This window comes from Bacillus sp. PSXD-155 (assembly GCF_049310765.1).
GTDB classification, from domain to species: Bacteria; Bacillota; Bacilli; order Bacillales; family Bacillaceae_G; genus Bacillus_A; species Bacillus_A cereus.
The window spans coordinates 1-16,282 of record NZ_JBMOWC010000077.1 but is presented as its reverse complement, the minus strand read 5'-3'; the positions used below and the strand labels follow the sequence as shown (position 1 = coordinate 16,282).

Genomic DNA, 16,282 nt, shown 5'->3' with positions numbered 1-16,282 from the left:
TACAAATGTTTCTCAAAAATTAAATCTGAAAATATAGAAAAATTAGAATTTAAACTATAGTGAGAATGTTGTGGTATGTTCTGTTTGCGAGAATTAAATTTTGTACAAGTAATGCTTTTGGTAAAAGGAGGAGATACAAGAGTACTTTTTTGTTAGGTAATTTATTTATTGTCTTTTATTAAGAAGGGAGAAAAATTATGAAAACAATTAAATCATTTTTATTATGTGCTGTTTCTGTTTTTATGCTCGCAATTTTTACAGGATTCTCTCCTGCTCTGGCGGAAGAAAATGTTAATAAAACTGAGATAAAAGTATTTGCTGCTGCAAGTTTAAAAGATGTTTTAGAGGAAGTTACAGCTAATTATGAAAAAACTCATGGAAATGTAAAGTTTACTTTCACTTACGGTGGTTCAGGCTCACTCCAACAAATGATTGAGCAAGGTCAATCAGCAGATCTATTTATCTCCGCTGCCGAAAAAAATTTCACTCCTCTAGTTGAAAAGGGGTATATCAATCCGAGCCAAGCTATTAATTTTTTAGGGAATGAATTAGTATTGGCAACACCAATCGAAAATAATATTGTGCATAGTTTTTCAGACTTGAACACAAATAATGTGCAAAAGATAGCTATTGGTAATCCTGCAACAGTACCTGCTGGAATGTATGCAAAACAAGTATTTGAAGGGCTGAACCTGTATGAAGTTTTAAAACCTAAATTTGTATTAGCAACTGACGTAAGACATGTATTGTCGTTGATCGAAACGAAGCAAGTTGATGCTGGGCTTGTATATAAGACAGATGCACTCATTTCACCTCAAGTAAAAATAGTAGATACAGCAGATTCTAGTTTACATGATCCTATTATTTATCCAATGGGTGTTCTTAAAGCGACACCGTCTCCAGTTGAAACTACAGAATATTATAACTATCTTCGAACGGACCAAGTAAAAGAAACATTTGTAAAATACGGATTTTCAGTGCTAAATCAGAAACAGGGATTAAACAAAGCAGCATAAACATAAATTGTAGATTTTGTACAAACTTAGAGTATCCACCATTAGATAAAAAATATTTAGTGGTGGATACTTTCTTGTTTTGTAAATATCAAATTAAGTATTAATGATAATTAGATAAATAAAGAAGTTTTAATTCTTTTTTAGGAGCTACTTAAAATGAATTCTATGTTTGAAGTTGTCATATGTGATTTAGATGGTACTTTGCTAAACAATAATAAGGAGATTAGTAATAGGACAATAAAGACTATACAATCTTTAAATCAAATGAAAATACCTGTTATTCTCGCAACGGCAAGAGCACCAAGAGATATAGAAACTTATTTAAAAGAATTAGCACTTGATACTCCTAGTATTTGTTATAATGGGGCATTAATTTTTGATAATAGAAAAAGTAAAATACTTACGTCTAATATGATTGATATTTCCATAGTGAAAAAATTATTTGAAGTATTAAGAGAAGAAAAAAGCATTGAAAATTTTTTAGCTGAAAAAAATAACGAATTTTGGGTGGATGTAATTGATAAAGATGTACAATGCTGGATTGATGCGGGTTGTCCACCACATGCAGTAGGATATCCATCTACTTTTTTGGATGACCATTTATCTAAGTTGATCGTTAGGGGAAATACCGAATTTATTATCAGAATTTTGGAAAAACAATTCAAAGAACACTTAATTTATACATTTTCTGACTCCCGTAAAGTTTGGTTAGAAATTTTGTGTAAAAATGCAGGGAAAGCAGCGGCTGTAAAGTGGATAGCGAATCACTACAGTGTCCCACTTTCAAACATAGTGGCTTTTGGTGATGCAGAAAACGATATTGGAATGTTAGAACTAGTTGGTATGGGGGTTGCTATGGGGAACTCTGGAAAAGATGTGCAATTAAGAGCGAATTGTATTGCACCAACAAATGAAAATGATGGTGTAGCACACACTTTACGTGGGATTTTTTCTATATAAAGACTATAACTTATAAAGGGAAAGGATAGAATCTAATGACGAAAAACGGTTTGTTATATACATGTGGTAAATCAAAATCGATGTATCATGGTGAGGAAAATGATTCAATTATCATGCATTTTTTGGATAGTGTATCTTCTTATACACAAAATAAAAATGCTCGAATTATAGGAACTGGAATACTAAGATGTGAATTTTCTTCTCACATATTTGAGTTACTCCATAAAAAAGGGGTACCTAATCATTATATATCCAATATAGGAATGGGGAGAATGAAAGTTAACAAATTAGATATGATTAAATTGGAGATAATTCCTCGAAATATTGCAGCTGGTTCAATTGTAAGGAATTATCCTATCCAATATGGACAAGTTTTTAATCAGCCTATTTTAAAATTAGACCTCAAATATTCAAACGATCCGATGATGAATTCCGATTACATTGTTGCAATGGGTATTGCTACTAAAAGAGAAATAGAAGTTATAAGAGAGATAGCTTTTGAATTAAATGCTATTTTAAAGGGTTTTCTTTTGGAAAGAGGAGTAAAATTAGTTGATTTTAAGTTCGAAATGGGAAGAAATGCAGCAGGTGAGTTGGTAATAGGAGATGAAATTTCTCCAGATGGTATGCGTCTTTGGGATATAGAAACAAACCAATCTCTAGATAAAGATGTATTTCGTTACAACAAAGGAGACTTGGTACATGCTTATGAAGAAATATTGAAACGTATAATGCCAGTAGAGAGTATGAAATAATAAGATGAATAATGTAGATGTGAATTTTATTGAATACTCAACTGATACAGCTAGTTTTGAGTTATCTCCAGAGAGAGAACCGGTTTTATATGTAAATCCAGGTCAAGAAATCTCAATGGAGATAATGAATGCATTTTCACAAGAGACGGATAATGAAGAGGAACTAAATAATGTAATTAATAAAGGCAAACATCATCCGTTTACAGGGCCAGTTTATATCAATGGAGCATTGCCAGGAATGACAGTAGCTATAAAAATTAAAAATATTCATTTAGCAAAGCATGCATATACATGTATTTCGCGTTCTTCAGGAGTGTTGAAGGGGCAATTCACAGAACGAAATTATAAGAAAATAGAGATTAAAAATAATAGGATAGATTTTGAGGGAATTGATTTACAGGTTAGACCTAGCTTGGGAGGAATAGGACTAGCTGATCCCTTTAGAACAAGAAATGGTGCGACATGTAAATACGGAGGGAATTTAGATATCCGTTGGTTGGTTGAAGGAACAACAATTTATTTACCAGTAGCTGTCGAAGGTGGTTTATTATACGCTGGTGACTTACATGCTCTACAAGGAAATGGAGAACCCTCAGGGATTGCTTTAGAGGCATCAGGCACTTTACAAATAAATGTAAATATATTTGAAAATAATATTCCTACTCCCATTTTACAGGTAGAACAAGGGCTTGTAATAATTGGCTTTGGGGAGACATTTGAAGAAGCTGTTAAGATGGGCGTAGATATTTCTACAAAGATAATAGCTCAAGCAAATCATATGAATAAGGCAGATGCCTACATGTTATTGGGATGTACTTCGGACATTGTTATTGGGCACTTAACAGGGAGAATTAAAAGTGTAGGAGTGTTAATTCCATTTGAAGTTTTACGTATAGAAGATGTACTGATTAAAAAGTAAACAAAGAAGAAAATGAAAAATTATTAACATTTGATTTTATATTTTCTATGAAGAGAGGAATCACTTTGTCAGTTAATGAAGAGTTTATTACAATTGCTCTTTCAAAGGGACGCTTATTATCAGAAACCTTGCAGATTCTAAGAGCAAGTGGGATTAATATCCCCTTAGATTTAGAAAGTTCGCGTGAACTGTGTTTTGAGTTAAGTGAACAAAATTTGCGTTTTATCTTGGTGAAATCAGTAGATATTTTACTTTTTTTAGAGAAAGGAATTGCTGATTTAGGCGTTGTAGGAAGTGATTTACTAATAGAAAAAGGTGAAGGTTTTGTAGATATACTTGATCTTAAAATTGGCCAATGTGAACTGTGTGTTTGTGCAAAACCTGGAATAAATATAAGAGATGTAAAATCTGTAGCAAGTAAATATCCTGTAATTACAAAGAGATATTTTGATCAGCAATACCATGATATAGAAGTGATACATTTAAATGGTTCGGTGGAAATTGCTCCAGTGTTGAATATGGCGGATTGTATTGTGGAAATAGTGCAGTCAGGTAAGACACTTGCTGAAAATGGATTAATAATCTATGAAAAAATTGAAGAGATTTCAGCAAAAATAGTTAAAAGAAAAAAATCATTATATGAAAAAGAAAAACAAATTAATGACTTTTTAGCAAACTTTAATAATTATTTTTATAACATTTTGAGAAAATAGGTGGTGTTTTGAAGTGAAAATAATAGTAATAACTGGTGCAAATCGCGGTTTGGGATACGGGATTGCAAAATCATTTGCGGAAAAAGGGTACAAGGTTATTGGATTGAATCGGACTTTGTGTAAAGAAGAATGGTTAGAAGAAATTAAATGTGATCTCTCACAAAAGATAGATATTGAAAAGTCTGTTGCCGAGATAATTAGACGATATGGGAAAATAGATATATTAATAAATAATGCAGGTATAAGAAGATTTAATAACATTTCAAAGATAACAGAACAAGATTGGCAAGACAGTATAAGTACAAATCTTTCAGCCCCATTATGGTTGATTCAGTATACTGCCCCTATGCTAAAGCAGAGTAAAGGGCTAATCATATTTATTGGAAGCCATGCGGGTGAATACTATTTTGAGCAAGGTGTTGCATATTCAAGTACAAAATCTGCTTTGCACGCAATGGCAGAGGCAGCAATACAAGATTTAAGATACGAAGGAATACGTGTTAGTCACCTATCCTTAGGAGCAATTGCCAACAGGTCGATGGAAAATGATGAATGGAAAATGCGCCCACAAGATATAGGTCAATTGTCTGTTGCAATCTCAGAATTACCATCCAGCATAATGCCTGCTTTTGTAGAAGTTCGGCCTTCTATGCCAAATAGATCTCCAATTTCTGGATTAGAAAGATTACAGTATATATAAGTATTATGGCGATATTTTATTTTTTAATCCTCTATTTTTTTTACGAAAATGGGGGAGTTTTTTGTATTTAAAGGGTAAAACTGAGAAATTCTATGATATATCTGATATCTTAATGTAAGAATAATAGAAAAAACATATATTACAAAAAGGGGAGGGGAAAGCGTTTAGGAACATTTATTTACTTTTATATATTATTACTTAAAGTAGTATAGTATCATATTGTAATGCAGGAGGAGCTTGTATTATGGAATCACAAGTTAGTGCCATCATCCATTTCTTCCAAAAGATAAAGAGAAATCCCTTTAAAAGCTGGTATGTGAATAGTGTATGTAATGAAAATGAGAATATAAAAAATAGGTACTTTATGCAAGTACCTTTAGAAAAGAGAGATTATTAACTGATTTTAATGAGTTTCGTTTAATACTATATTCGCACTCAATTTATGTGTGTATAAAAATATAAAGTAAAAAGAGCGCTTTCGATAAGCACCCTACAAAAATTTTTGCTCTTATAAGAAAGGTAGATAAAGTATCTTATGAAGTTATTTTAGATTAAGTGAGTATCTTCTATATAAAATTTTATTTTTCACAAAATCTTCATAAGAAAAAGAGCACCCATTTATGGGGCTCAAGCGATAGGAGGTAAATTTATGAGCTGGGTGTCTAGGTTAAAATTATATGGTTTAGCAAAGAAATAAGAACAAAATTTTATTAATTTAGTACAAAAAGCAGTTAACAAAAGCTAATTATTCTCACAAACAATGTTAAAAGGAACTACTTTTTTGGAAAAAGCTCGTGTCTGGAATTGACTAAAAATTTAAATTTTTAGAGGGGGTAAATTGTTGAATTATTCAATAAAATCTTAAGTATATTCCAACCATACAATTCCAATTTACAAAAAGTTCCGATTAAGAAGTGGAAAAATTAGCAACATTAAATATAAATTTCATTTTATACACCCTTATTTAAATAACCATAAAAAAAGAGCAGTTATTTATATTAACTGCTCTTTTTAGTACAACCTGGGTAAGAAGCAGATTGTACTGTTTAGTATAGATGAAATATTGGGTTTTATTCAGAAGATTTATTGTATTAACTTGTTACTACTTGGTCTTGATCTGTAACATCACTATCAAACGTGTTTGTCACACTAACACCATTAAAAGTATTTACAATAAAACCAGCATTGGAGGCACCGGAACCATTATACCCTTTTGTATTTTCTTTTGGAGAAACATTATAAAAATCACCTAAATTAAAAGCACCATTGCTATTTTGAACAAGAAGGTTAGCTACAACGGATGGCATAGTACTCACCTACTTCTTAAGTAATTATTAAAAGTAATATATGTGAAAAAGATGATTAGGTGCATTTTTTTAATTACAATAAAAAGAGCAGCTGGCAAATGCTAACTGCTCTTTCAATCATGGAATGTGGTTCGAAGTGGGTTGTCTACAGTATTAACGGATTTTTATTTTTATTCATTGAGAACTACGTTTAACTTAATGAATAACCCACAATCAAAGTTAGTGATAAAAACAGTGATAAAAACAATGTAAATAACACGGTTGCTGCACTTCTCCACCGTTATCTAAAGGTAAATTTAATTTTTAAATAAACTCTATTCGATACATAATATTGTTGGGATTTTCAATGAAAATAACGATTGAAGGTTGTCGAAGACATGATAAATACGAAAACTTGTATCTTTTTCCTACACTAAATAAATTGTCTAGTTGCTTAAATTGAGAAGAAGTTAGATTTCTTTTTAATTGTTTGAAAATCTTTCTATGTGCGGGCTCACGTACATAGTTCTGTATAACCGGAGGTAAAACCCTTAATTGTTTAGCAATCGTATGTACAATAAAATTTGGAACTATTTCATTAATAGATAAAGGTCTTTCAGGAAAGCGTAAATATGCGATTTGTATTGCGAAACCTAATCGATTGGCAGTACCGCGTTGTTGATTTATAATTTGCAATTCTTCATCAGATATTGTGTAATAGCGTAGAATTTCTCGCTCGTCCATATACTCAGGAATTCCATAAAAGTATTCCCTGTGTTCTGCAGTAAGAAGTTCTCTCGTTTACTCCTTTATCTATTGTTTATATAGAGTGCAACTATATTCTTATAAGTTAACTTTAAAAAGTGCTACGTACTTCCATAATAATGAAATTTTGTAATTACCATAAAAAAGACAAAATCTAGAAGTCATTTATACAGTTATATTAACTTTATAGCATGAACTTAATTAATGGAAAAAAGGAGTCAAATGTTATTCAGACTCCTTTTTTGTTCAGGTACGGTATTAGAAATATTCCCCTTAAATTAAAGGGATCAAACAAATACAAACGTTTTGAGTAATACCAGCATATATGTGATATGAACCATAAATTTGCCGGAATGGCAAGATTATGGTTCTATTTGTTTGCGGAAAAGATATGAGTTATTAATCTGTAATTTTATGAGTTAATTAACTATATGTGTAATTTAGAGAAAGAATTTATGATGAAATACTCATATATTGGAATTGATGTTAAAAAACAAAAAAGCTCTAACTAAATCGCCATGACGAATTAGTTAGAGCTTTTTTGTTTGAAGTATTCACGAGTATCTGTCCTTATTTTTTCGGGTAAAACAATGTCAAGTTCTTTATCTAACCATGTAAGAGTCTTTTTACGGAGAAACTCACGCATGTGTTCTTCTGCTTCAAGCATTACTAAGTTAATTGTACAAGAAGAATTGCTAGGTTCACAAGAATTACAAGCCTCATCTCGATATAATAGACCCTTCTGCACAATATTTTTACATTGAAAAATAGGCTTTGGACCTTCGACAGCTTCTATTACATCCCAAAAAGAAATATCTTCTGGAGACTTAGCTAACCTATATCCTCCCTTTACACCTGGGACAGAATTCACAATGTTAGCTTTAGATAATTTACCGAAAACTTTTGAAAGGAATGTTTCAGAAAGTCCTTGAAACTCTGCCAAATCCTTTATTCCAACACTTTCCTTAGAAGGAGTATTAATTAAATAAACTAGGCAATGCAAGGCATATTCAACCCCAACACTATATTGCATATACAAATCACCTGCTTTTTATTTTAAGGGTTATCAAATTGTATCTTAGGACCATTTAGAATTTTAGTCAAATAAAAAAAGGCTCATTTAGAATAGTATGTATTTCATTTGACAAAAATAATTTCGGAGTTTATATTAAAGACAATATTAATCGGCGATAAATATTGTCTACAATTAAAACGTAAAAATTTTTAAAAAGGGGAAATATAAATGAACAAAACACTTATCATAAACGCACATCCAAAAGTGGATGATACATCATCGGTCAGCATTAAGGTTCTTAACCACTTTTTAGTATCTTATAAAGAATTAATTCCTAATAATGAAACGATTGAACAGATTAATTTATACGATGATGTAGTACCAATGATAGATAAAACTGTTTTAAGCGCATGGGAAAAGCAAGGAAATGGACAAAAATTAACTGATGAAGAACGAAAAGTAACAGAGCGTATGTCCGAAATTTTACAACAATTTAAAAGTGCAAATACGTATGTTATCGTATTACCTTTGCACAACTTTAATATTCCATCAAAGTTAAAAGATTACATGGACAATATCATGATTGCACGTGAAACATTTAAATATACTAAAACTGGATCAGTGGGATTACTTAAAGATGGGAGAAGAATGCTTGTTATACAAGCAAGCGGATCAATCTTTACAAATGATGATTGGTATACAGAAATGGACTTCTCTCATAAATATCTAAAAGCAATATTTAATTTCTTTGGTATTGAAGATTATCAAATCATTCGCGCACAAGGAACCGCATTACTAGATCTAGATGAAGTATTACAAAATGCATATGAAGAAGTTGAAGAGGTGGCTTCTAGATTGGCTAATAAATAAAATTTTCACTGTTAGAATAAGGGCTATAAATAAAAAAGATCAAATTCTGATAAGAATTCGATCTTTTTTATTTTAAAAGTTTGATTTAGGCTATGTTCATATATTTATAACTAAAGAAGGCTTATGGGCTAATAATTAATCTACGGTAATGATATACTTCCTTTAGTGGAAACTTTTAGGATAAAGTCGTAATATATACAGTGGTTCGAGCTTTAAATGATATATTGAATTGAGACTTAATCAGAAAAATTGACTATTTATCCTACTCCAAAGATGCTCACACTAGCAGACACCGCTACCAAAGATCCTCCTTCATTATTTGAGAGTGTTACGGTTCCGGTTGTAGAAGTATTATTTATTAAAGTTAATGTAGCCGGAACAGTCACTACTGTAAAAGCAACACGCCCCGTATTTTGAATACGGTTTACTCCAGTTCCATATCGACCACCTGGAATTGGTATACCATTTAATGCAAAAGAGAATTGATTTTGTTGTGCAGCTGTTAAAGTAAACTCAGCTACATATGTTCCCAGTGTATTAATTATAATATTTGCAGTACCTGCTACATGTGTAAATGCCGTTCCCACTATAGGACCATTTGTATTAAAAGTAACAGCACTTCCTACGGCAACTAATTGATTAGTAGTATCATAAGTATAAAGATAGTTTGTTATCCCTGATCCAGTAATTCCAGAAGGCCCAGTAGATCCAGTAGCTCCGGAAGGCCCTGTTGGGAATGTGAATGATGGAATTGTTGACAATGTAGGGCCTACAAGGTTAGGATCAAGTGCTCCAGCAGATATAAACTCATCTAAGTTTAATTCTACTGAATCATTTTCATCTTCGTTTGACATGCATACACCTCTCTTCTCTTTAAAAAAATTTATTCACTATACAACTTGTACATACTATAAAATAATAAATTGCTAAGCTTTCACACTTTTTATGAAAACCTAAAACAGATTTTATTAATAATTAATTTATTAATAATCATAGTTACTCTCATAGGTAATGTATAAAAAAATCTATTGAAAGAACTATTACCAAAAAACAATATTTTTGTAACGTTTCTCATTTTGCTTCTATTTCTATATTTATAAGGTTTTTCGAATTAACAAAAGTATTACCAGATACCTTTACAATAAATGAACCTTCGGTGCAATGAAAATATATGATTGTACAGGAAGAAGCAAATGATTATTGGTTATGTACGTGTAGCTACTTTTGATCAAAATTTAGATTGTCAAATTCATTCTCTTACTGAATACGGATGCGAAAAAATCATCAAATAAAAATTTACTGGAACAATTCGAGAAAGACAAGGCCTTGTAAAACTGTTTGGTGTGATAAGAAAAGGAGATACTGTTGTAGTTAAAAGTATTTCACGTTTAGGGCGAAAAACATTAGATATCTTAAGCATTATTCAATAGTTTGAAGAAACTGGAATTCAATTTGTATCATTGAAAGAGAATATAGATACAAGGACACCTGTAGGTAAGGCTATGTTGCAAATGATGTGTGTTATCGCTGAATTAGAAAGAAATTTCATTGCAGAACGAGTAAAAGAAGGATTAAAAGCACGTAAGAAGCGTGGCAAAGAATTAGATAGACCAAAATTAGAAAAAGAAAGGCTCTCGATTGTATTACGCATGTATGACAGTAAAGGATACTCAATTAAAGAAATTGTAGAAGGAACTGGCATATCACAAGGCTCTCTTCATCGAGCAATCAATCAAAGAAAACTTGAAGAAACACAGAGGTGACAAATCTCTGTGTTTTACTTTGCGGTCTATGACAGCACCCCTGTTACTACCACATCTACATATACCTATTAAAATAGTGCCCAAAACCTTATTGAATTTTAAATAAGGAACTTTGTTTTTAGATATGATTTTTGGTACTTGGACGTTTACATGAATTCATTAAGCATATCACTTTCCATTTGTTATGGTTTTCAAGATAACTATTTACATATAATTTACATTAGTGTACTATTTGTCTAGTACACTAATACAGAAGGAGGGAAGAAATGAAAACTGAGTTTTCTCCTAATATCCCCATTTATGTTCAGGTAATGGAATACATCAAAAAAGAAATTGTAACAGGACGTTTAGCACCAGGTGAAAAAATTACTGCTGTACGTGAATTAGCGGGTGAATTACAAGTGAATCCAAATACAATTCAACGTACGTTTCAAGAGCTAGAACGGGAAGGTATTGCAGAGACACGTAGAGGGACAGGAAGATTTGTAACTATGAATGAAGAGAAAATTACAGAGCTACGCAAAGAAATGGCAAAAGAGTTGCTTGATAATTTTATAAATGGAATGAATAATTTAGGTTTTACGGAAGAGGAGATTCTCTCAATACTCCATTCTTCTTTGGAAAACAAAAAGGAGGGCAATGAATGAAAGAATTATTGAAAATTGAAAATCTATCGAAAAGATATGATTTGAAAACAGTGATTCAAGATGTAAGCTTAACAATATCAGAAGGGAAAATTATCGGTCTTGTTGGTGAAAATGGTAGTGGTAAAACGACATTATTAAAAATGATATCTGGCTTACGTTACCCTTCTAAAGGAAGTATTACAATTAAAGATAAAAAGGTAGGATTAGAAACGAAAAAAATCGTTTCATTTATGCCCGATAGTCCTGTTTTTGAAAAATGGATGACTATAAAAGATGCCTTGTTGTTCTATCGAGATATGTATGCCGATTTTAATCTACAACAAGCAATAGAATTAATAGCTAACTTTAAAATCCCGCTAGAGGAGAATATAAGCATCTTATCAAAAGGGAAAACAGGGATACTGCAGCTAATATTAACCTTTTCAAGGAAAGCAAAGGTATATGTATTAGACGAGCCATTGGGTGGAATTGATCTTGTTTCTAGAAAACATATATTAGATTTAATTCTTAACTTTTATCGTGAAGATAGTACCATTCTTATTTCGACTCATTTAATAGAGGAAATTGAAAATATATTTGATGAGGTAATCTTTTTAAAAGACGGGAGTATTGTATTGCATGAAAATGTAGAAGAAATTCGTTTTCACCATGCAAAAGCAGTACATGAGTTATTTAAGGAGGTTTTTGAGAAATGAATCAATTGTTTCGTTATTTATTTAATTGTAATAGAAAAAAGATAGCCATCTTTTATTTTGGATTTATCACTATTTCGTTACTTCTTTTATTTAATATGATGGGACTATCGAAGGTTACAAATCAGCTTACAAAGGATATAACATTAGGTATATTTATTTTAATAATAGGTAGTGCGGCATTTTTACTGCTTTTAATAGCTTTGCCTACTTTTAATAAAATGCTAAAAAATACTATGATACGTTATACTGCCATCTCAGGAAAAAAATATATATATGCAAATTTATTCTTTTTCACGTTAATGTTTATTCTTTTACTAGTAATAGGCGTAATTTTCTTATACTATTTCTCGCAAAGTACCTACGGTGGAAAAGTAGTCGGGGGATACCAACAAGAATTTCATGAGTTATATGCATATGGATTTCTTCATCATATACTTTCTGTTTTATTATGGGGAATCGATTTCATGAGTATATTAATCTCCTGCTATTTCATCATGGTAATTACAAAACTAATTCCTATAAAGTCATCAATGAGTAAGATGGTTTTATCTGTTGTTTTCTTTGCATTATTTTTAACAATCCAAACATTCGTACTGGATGTTTTAAGTAAATTAGAGAAATATGTAATCAACATAAAGAGTACGGGGTTCATAGATAAAAATGGTTTTATTGAGACATCACTATATCCTAGTGAAGGGTTCACTATTTTAGATGTATGTTTTACTTGCATATTCATAATTGTCCTAGCAACTATTACAGGGCGTATCGTTGATAAAAAATTAGAAATATAAAGATCCACTTTAAAGGTAGAGTGTATTTAGGAGGAAAAAATGAGAACAACTAATCCAATATTAAAAAAAGAAAAATTTCATAAAGAGAAGACAAATGCTTCTACGATGACTATTGGTGGAACGATAGCAAAAACATTCATTTTGCTTATCTTACTTCTTACAGCGTCTGTCTATTCATACGTACAGATGACACAAGGGACAATGAAAATACCTGTGTTAATTGGAATTATAATAGTTACTCTAATTGTCGCATTTGTAGTTATATTCATTCCTCGCATATCGCCAATTTGCGCACCGATTTACGTAGTATTACAGGGTATGTTATTAGGAAGTATGTCAGCATATTATACAATGCGATTTGGTGATTCTATCGTTTTAACTGCCGTATTACTAACAATTTCGATTTTATTTGCCATGTTAGTGTTATACGCAGCTCGAATAGTAAAAGTGACTAAAAAGTTTCGTGCGGTTGTAACGGTTGCAACACTTGGAATTCTTATTATGTATTTTATTGTTTTCTTACTGGGCATCTTAGGGGTGACTGTTCCATATATTCACCAAGGTGGGACAATTAGTATCATCATAAGTACAATTGTAATTATTGTTGCTGCATTAGATTTATTACTAGATTTCGATTCAATTGAAAATGGTGTTCATAGTGGAGCACCGAAGTATATGGAATGGTACAGTGCAGTAGGACTTATGATGACATTAGTATGGTTATACCTTGAAATCCTTCGTCTGGTTTCTTACATTATGAAAAACAAAGACTAAAAAACATCCTGCATGGTTCGAACATGCAGGATGTTTTTTTGTATCTCGTGTTTTCAATTAAATTAATATAAGTAGTAATAAATGTATGATGTTGCTGTACAAAAAGTCCAACCAAAACTTATAAGCATTCAGCTCCCCCTATGTAATCTTCCTTCGATTACTACAGACGAATTAACTGTAAAAATAAAGATTAGTCCTTAGCATGGTTATTTTCCGAAATGCTGGCGGTATCCCTAATAGAAGAAACTAATCTTTAAAAAATATAAACCGATTCCTTAATGTACAAGGGAGGGGCTAAATTGTGTCTGAATTTACGATTTTCTTTTTGGGTATGGTGATCCCAAATACCTAATCAATAGTCTACATTTAATTTTATCTTGAATTAATCCGCTTAAATGAATTCTCTAAATGGATACTGTCTCATCTATTTTGGATACTATTTCAGGTGAAATGGACATTTTATTTATATTTTGAATAAGAGCATGTTCATAGAAAAAAACAAATTGATATATAAACACCCCTAAAAGTAAATTTAAATGTACTATATTTGTTGTTTTTTATTGATTTAAACTTCTTTTAGTAATAAAATATTTACTAAAGGGGGATTTTGATGATTGAAAAGATTGCTAAAGAATATATTGCTTTGATACCAAATGTTTTTAACAGTTTTAGAGACTTAAACAAAAACTTTACAGAATTATCACATATACAGAACCACGTAATTGAGTTTATATACATGCAACAGAGAGTATTAAATATTAAAGACATTAGTATTGGTTTAGATATAGCAAAGCAACAACTAACAAATATTATCAAGGATCTAGAAATTAGAGGATATATTGAGAAAGTTCCTGATACCAAAGATAAGCGAGCTTTCTTAATATCATTAACGCCGGCAGGTAAGGAGGTTATAAATCAAAAATGGACTAAAATCTATCAAAATTTCAGTGAAAATTTAATGAAACTAAATAATGAAGAACAAACAGACTTAAATTTTGCACTTCACAAAGTTAATGTATTGTTAAAAAAAATGGAGGAATAATATATGGATCAAAGGAATCGAATTTCTATCTTGAGTATAGGTGTAGTTATTGGTGTACTACTTGGTTTAATCTTTAAGGATATGTATAAATGCTTGATTACAGGCATTGTTACAGCATCAGCAATTACAATTATGTTGAGTCAACAAGCTAAAAATATAACTAAGGGATAACATCATATCAGAATTATGTAGATTTACACCATTAATTTAAGCTCAATTTCTAACCATTATAGGTTGAAATTGAGCTTTTTCACATGTTGCATCGCCTTAGTTTTGTAAATCCTCACTTTTGGAATTCCACGCCATTAACAAATAAATTTAAAATATTTCTTAAACACACTTCTAATAATGAAAATTGTTTGAATAATCTGTCCGTATAGACAGATTATTATATTTTTGGTTTAGTGTGATTATTTTCCAAAATGCTGGTGGTACACCATCGCTATCAAACTAAGCTCATATAACATCAATTATAATAGATGTTATTCCTTCTTTCTAAAGGCTAGGTGTAGGGAATTGAAAGATCTGCATACGAAATAAGGCCTAATGGGTATCATTTTTTTGAATTAATTCGCTTGATTATCAGACTAGTTACAATTGTAAACGATACCTAATATATCAATAACTATTTTCTTCTCATATCAATGAGATCTTCGCCTGATTTGCTATAGGAGGTTGAACAAGCGAATTAGAATCCTTGATAGCACTTGGACGCTTTAACGAAGTAACGGAAAAAAACAATTTCTCTTTTTACGCAAACTACTAGTAATTTCTTATCCTTAGAATGAGGGATTACTCGGTATTTTTATATAAAGTGCCATGAAAATAATGTCAGCATAAGAACCATCTTTAAACCTAATTTGTTTTATTTGTCTACCTTCCTCTCTAAACCCTAATCTTTTGTATAAATTTATAGCTGGTTCGTTGTTTGAAAATACATCTAGACATATCTTTTCTAACCCTTCTTGTTCTTTTGCCCATTCTATAAAATGAGAAAGTAATTTTGTTCCAATCCCCATATTACTAAATTCTGGTTTAATCCCCATTCCAAATAAACCGACATGTTGTAAACGCATATAGGGAGATCTAGAAAAAGATAGAAAACCGATGACTTGATTATTAATTTCTACTACTAATGTCAATCCTCTATTTTCTTGTCCAGTTTGTATCTTTTTTTGATACTCTTCTGCCTTTTCTTGCGGCTCTTCGGGTGATCGAAGAAAAAAGTTTGTAGTTTCAACAATTTTTTTCTTTATCAAAACAATTTCTCTTGCATCTTCTACTTTTGCTCTACGTATGTTTATCATATATTTTATCCCCCTTTATTCCCCAATAATAGCAAGTACTTAAAGCGAATTAAAGAATTAATTTCCAGAAGAGTTAAACTAACCTTAATAAGAGATAGTACGCCATTGCCATCAATTTAAGATAAAATTTTTGCACATAACAAACATTCTATATTATTGTTGTTATATGCAGAAAGGATAGCGTGTTTTTTTTGCACTAGAACCGATATTTAGGTATTCTAAATAACATAATATTTATATAAATATTATGTTATTGTTAAAAAA

At 31.0% G+C, this 16,282-nt stretch carries 18 protein-coding genes and 2 pseudogenes; 15 read left to right on the top strand and 5 right to left on the bottom strand.

The window, feature by feature from the left end:
- Positions 1-197 precede the first annotated feature (197 nt).
- The 7 genes from modA to ACO6VI_RS31015 all read left to right on the top strand — a co-directional run bounded on the left by modA (position 198) and on the right by ACO6VI_RS31015 (position 5,460).
- Positions 198-1,016: a molybdate ABC transporter substrate-binding protein gene (gene modA / locus ACO6VI_RS31045; protein ID WP_065223477.1), complete on the top strand. Its 819-nt coding sequence runs from the start codon at positions 198-200 to the stop codon at positions 1,014-1,016.
- Positions 1,017-1,172: 156 nt separating this feature from the next.
- Positions 1,173-1,976, top strand: coding sequence for a Cof-type HAD-IIB family hydrolase (locus tag ACO6VI_RS31040; RefSeq protein ID WP_065223478.1), 804 nt, complete (start codon positions 1,173-1,175; stop codon positions 1,974-1,976).
- A gap of 35 nt (positions 1,977-2,011) precedes the next feature.
- Positions 2,012-2,731 (top strand): phosphoribosylaminoimidazolesuccinocarboxamide synthase, encoded by a 720-nt coding sequence (locus ACO6VI_RS31035; RefSeq protein ID WP_000164571.1) that lies wholly within the window; start codon positions 2,012-2,014, stop codon positions 2,729-2,731.
- A 4-nt stretch (positions 2,732-2,735) separates the two neighbouring features.
- Positions 2,736-3,650 carry an acetamidase/formamidase family protein gene (locus tag ACO6VI_RS31030; RefSeq protein ID WP_065223479.1) on the top strand — a complete coding sequence of 305 codons (915 nt, stop codon included), beginning with the start codon at positions 2,736-2,738 and terminating at the stop codon, positions 3,648-3,650.
- Between the two features lie 65 nt (positions 3,651-3,715).
- Positions 3,716-4,363, top strand: coding sequence for an ATP phosphoribosyltransferase (hisG, locus tag ACO6VI_RS31025; protein ID WP_065223480.1), 648 nt, complete (start codon positions 3,716-3,718; stop codon positions 4,361-4,363).
- 13 nt (positions 4,364-4,376) lie between these two features.
- Positions 4,377-5,063 carry an SDR family NAD(P)-dependent oxidoreductase gene (locus ACO6VI_RS31020; protein ID WP_422424979.1) on the top strand — a complete coding sequence of 229 codons (687 nt, stop codon included), beginning with the start codon at positions 4,377-4,379 and terminating at the stop codon, positions 5,061-5,063.
- Between the two features lie 244 nt (positions 5,064-5,307).
- Positions 5,308-5,460: a hypothetical protein gene (locus tag ACO6VI_RS31015; protein WP_155119731.1), complete on the top strand. Its 153-nt coding sequence runs from the start codon at positions 5,308-5,310 to the stop codon at positions 5,458-5,460.
- 694 nt (positions 5,461-6,154) lie between these two features.
- Here ACO6VI_RS31015 and ACO6VI_RS31010 read toward each other — a convergent pair.
- The 3 genes and pseudogenes from ACO6VI_RS31010 to ACO6VI_RS31000 all read right to left on the bottom strand — a co-directional run bounded on the left by ACO6VI_RS31010 (position 6,155) and on the right by ACO6VI_RS31000 (position 8,147).
- Positions 6,155-6,370, bottom strand: coding sequence for a spore germination protein (locus ACO6VI_RS31010; protein ID WP_065223482.1), 216 nt, complete (start codon positions 6,368-6,370; stop codon positions 6,155-6,157).
- A 306-nt stretch (positions 6,371-6,676) separates the two neighbouring features.
- Positions 6,677-7,150 (bottom strand): annotated as a pseudogene (locus ACO6VI_RS31005) (DUF4158 domain-containing protein); the annotation flags it as partial.
- Between the two features lie 490 nt (positions 7,151-7,640).
- The gene (locus ACO6VI_RS31000; RefSeq protein ID WP_065223484.1) at positions 7,641-8,147 is read right to left on the bottom strand and encodes an RrF2 family transcriptional regulator; all 507 of its coding nucleotides are present in this window, start codon (positions 8,145-8,147) and stop codon (positions 7,641-7,643) included.
- A 210-nt stretch (positions 8,148-8,357) separates the two neighbouring features.
- Here ACO6VI_RS31000 and ACO6VI_RS30995 point away from each other — a divergent pair, with 210 nt between their 5' ends.
- Positions 8,358-8,999, top strand: coding sequence for an FMN-dependent NADH-azoreductase (locus tag ACO6VI_RS30995; protein WP_422424978.1), 642 nt, complete (start codon positions 8,358-8,360; stop codon positions 8,997-8,999).
- Between the two features lie 257 nt (positions 9,000-9,256).
- On the opposite strand, the gene ACO6VI_RS30990 is transcribed toward ACO6VI_RS30995, so the two are convergent.
- Positions 9,257-9,853, bottom strand: a complete 597-nt coding sequence (locus ACO6VI_RS30990) for an exosporium leader peptide-containing protein (RefSeq protein WP_320539177.1) — start codon at positions 9,851-9,853, stop codon at positions 9,257-9,259.
- A 339-nt stretch (positions 9,854-10,192) separates the two neighbouring features.
- On the opposite strand from ACO6VI_RS30990, the pseudogene ACO6VI_RS30985 reads away from it, so the two are divergent.
- The 7 genes and pseudogenes from ACO6VI_RS30985 to ACO6VI_RS30955 all read left to right on the top strand — a co-directional run bounded on the left by ACO6VI_RS30985 (position 10,193) and on the right by ACO6VI_RS30955 (position 14,882).
- A pseudogene (locus tag ACO6VI_RS30985) lies at positions 10,193-10,762 on the top strand (recombinase family protein).
- Between the two features lie 266 nt (positions 10,763-11,028).
- Entirely contained in the window at positions 11,029-11,409 is a 381-nt protein-coding gene (locus tag ACO6VI_RS30980) for a GntR family transcriptional regulator (RefSeq protein ID WP_065223486.1), read from the top strand.
- On the top strand, positions 11,406-12,104 hold the full coding sequence (locus ACO6VI_RS30975) for an ABC transporter ATP-binding protein (RefSeq protein WP_065223487.1): 699 nt from the start codon (positions 11,406-11,408) through the stop codon (positions 12,102-12,104). Before ACO6VI_RS30980 ends, ACO6VI_RS30975 begins: the two co-directional genes overlap by 4 nt.
- Positions 12,101-12,895, top strand: a complete 795-nt coding sequence (locus ACO6VI_RS30970; protein WP_065223488.1) for an ABC transporter permease — start codon at positions 12,101-12,103, stop codon at positions 12,893-12,895. The genes ACO6VI_RS30975 and ACO6VI_RS30970 overlap by 4 nt, the downstream gene beginning before the upstream one ends.
- 39 nt (positions 12,896-12,934) lie before the next feature.
- The gene (locus ACO6VI_RS30965) at positions 12,935-13,669 is read left to right on the top strand and encodes a Bax inhibitor-1/YccA family protein (RefSeq protein ID WP_422424975.1); all 735 of its coding nucleotides are present in this window, start codon (positions 12,935-12,937) and stop codon (positions 13,667-13,669) included.
- Positions 13,670-14,279: 610 nt separating this feature from the next.
- Positions 14,280-14,711 carry a MarR family winged helix-turn-helix transcriptional regulator gene (locus ACO6VI_RS30960; protein ID WP_065223490.1) on the top strand — a complete coding sequence of 144 codons (432 nt, stop codon included), beginning with the start codon at positions 14,280-14,282 and terminating at the stop codon, positions 14,709-14,711.
- Positions 14,712-14,714: 3 nt separating this feature from the next.
- A complete protein-coding gene (locus ACO6VI_RS30955) occupies positions 14,715-14,882 on the top strand; it encodes a hypothetical protein (RefSeq protein WP_199885957.1) in 168 nt (55 codons plus the stop codon).
- A gap of 608 nt (positions 14,883-15,490) precedes the next feature.
- Here ACO6VI_RS30955 and ACO6VI_RS30950 read toward each other — a convergent pair.
- Positions 15,491-16,018: a GNAT family N-acetyltransferase gene (locus tag ACO6VI_RS30950; RefSeq protein WP_065223491.1), complete on the bottom strand. Its 528-nt coding sequence runs from the start codon at positions 16,016-16,018 to the stop codon at positions 15,491-15,493.
- Positions 16,019-16,282: the final 264 nt, after the last annotated feature.

Bases quoted from the DNA above. Each gene is read 5' to 3' on its own strand.
- modA (WP_065223477.1), top strand. From the start codon at position 198: ATGAAAACAATTAAATCATTTTTATTATGTGCTGTTTCTGTTTTTATG.
- ACO6VI_RS31040 (WP_065223478.1), top strand. From the start codon at position 1,173: ATGAATTCTATGTTTGAAGTTGTCATATGTGATTTAGATGGTACTTTG.
- ACO6VI_RS31035 (WP_000164571.1), top strand. From the start codon at position 2,012: ATGACGAAAAACGGTTTGTTATATACATGTGGTAAATCAAAATCGATG.
- ACO6VI_RS31030 (WP_065223479.1), top strand. From the start codon at position 2,736: ATGAATAATGTAGATGTGAATTTTATTGAATACTCAACTGATACAGCT.
- ACO6VI_RS31015 (WP_155119731.1), top strand. From the start codon at position 5,308: ATGGAATCACAAGTTAGTGCCATCATCCATTTCTTCCAAAAGATAAAG.
- ACO6VI_RS31010 (WP_065223482.1), bottom strand. From the start codon at position 6,370: ATGCCATCCGTTGTAGCTAACCTTCTTGTTCAAAATAGCAATGGTGCT.
- ACO6VI_RS31000 (WP_065223484.1), bottom strand. From the start codon at position 8,147: ATGCAATATAGTGTTGGGGTTGAATATGCCTTGCATTGCCTAGTTTAT.
- ACO6VI_RS30995 (WP_422424978.1), top strand. From the start codon at position 8,358: ATGAACAAAACACTTATCATAAACGCACATCCAAAAGTGGATGATACA.
- ACO6VI_RS30990 (WP_320539177.1), bottom strand. From the start codon at position 9,853: ATGTCAAACGAAGATGAAAATGATTCAGTAGAATTAAACTTAGATGAG.
- ACO6VI_RS30980 (WP_065223486.1), top strand. From the start codon at position 11,029: ATGAAAACTGAGTTTTCTCCTAATATCCCCATTTATGTTCAGGTAATG.
- ACO6VI_RS30975 (WP_065223487.1), top strand. From the start codon at position 11,406: ATGAAAGAATTATTGAAAATTGAAAATCTATCGAAAAGATATGATTTG.
- ACO6VI_RS30970 (WP_065223488.1), top strand. From the start codon at position 12,101: ATGAATCAATTGTTTCGTTATTTATTTAATTGTAATAGAAAAAAGATA.
- ACO6VI_RS30965 (WP_422424975.1), top strand. From the start codon at position 12,935: ATGAGAACAACTAATCCAATATTAAAAAAAGAAAAATTTCATAAAGAG.
- ACO6VI_RS30960 (WP_065223490.1), top strand. From the start codon at position 14,280: ATGATTGAAAAGATTGCTAAAGAATATATTGCTTTGATACCAAATGTT.
- ACO6VI_RS30955 (WP_199885957.1), top strand. From the start codon at position 14,715: ATGGATCAAAGGAATCGAATTTCTATCTTGAGTATAGGTGTAGTTATT.
- ACO6VI_RS30950 (WP_065223491.1), bottom strand. From the start codon at position 16,018: ATGATAAACATACGTAGAGCAAAAGTAGAAGATGCAAGAGAAATTGTT.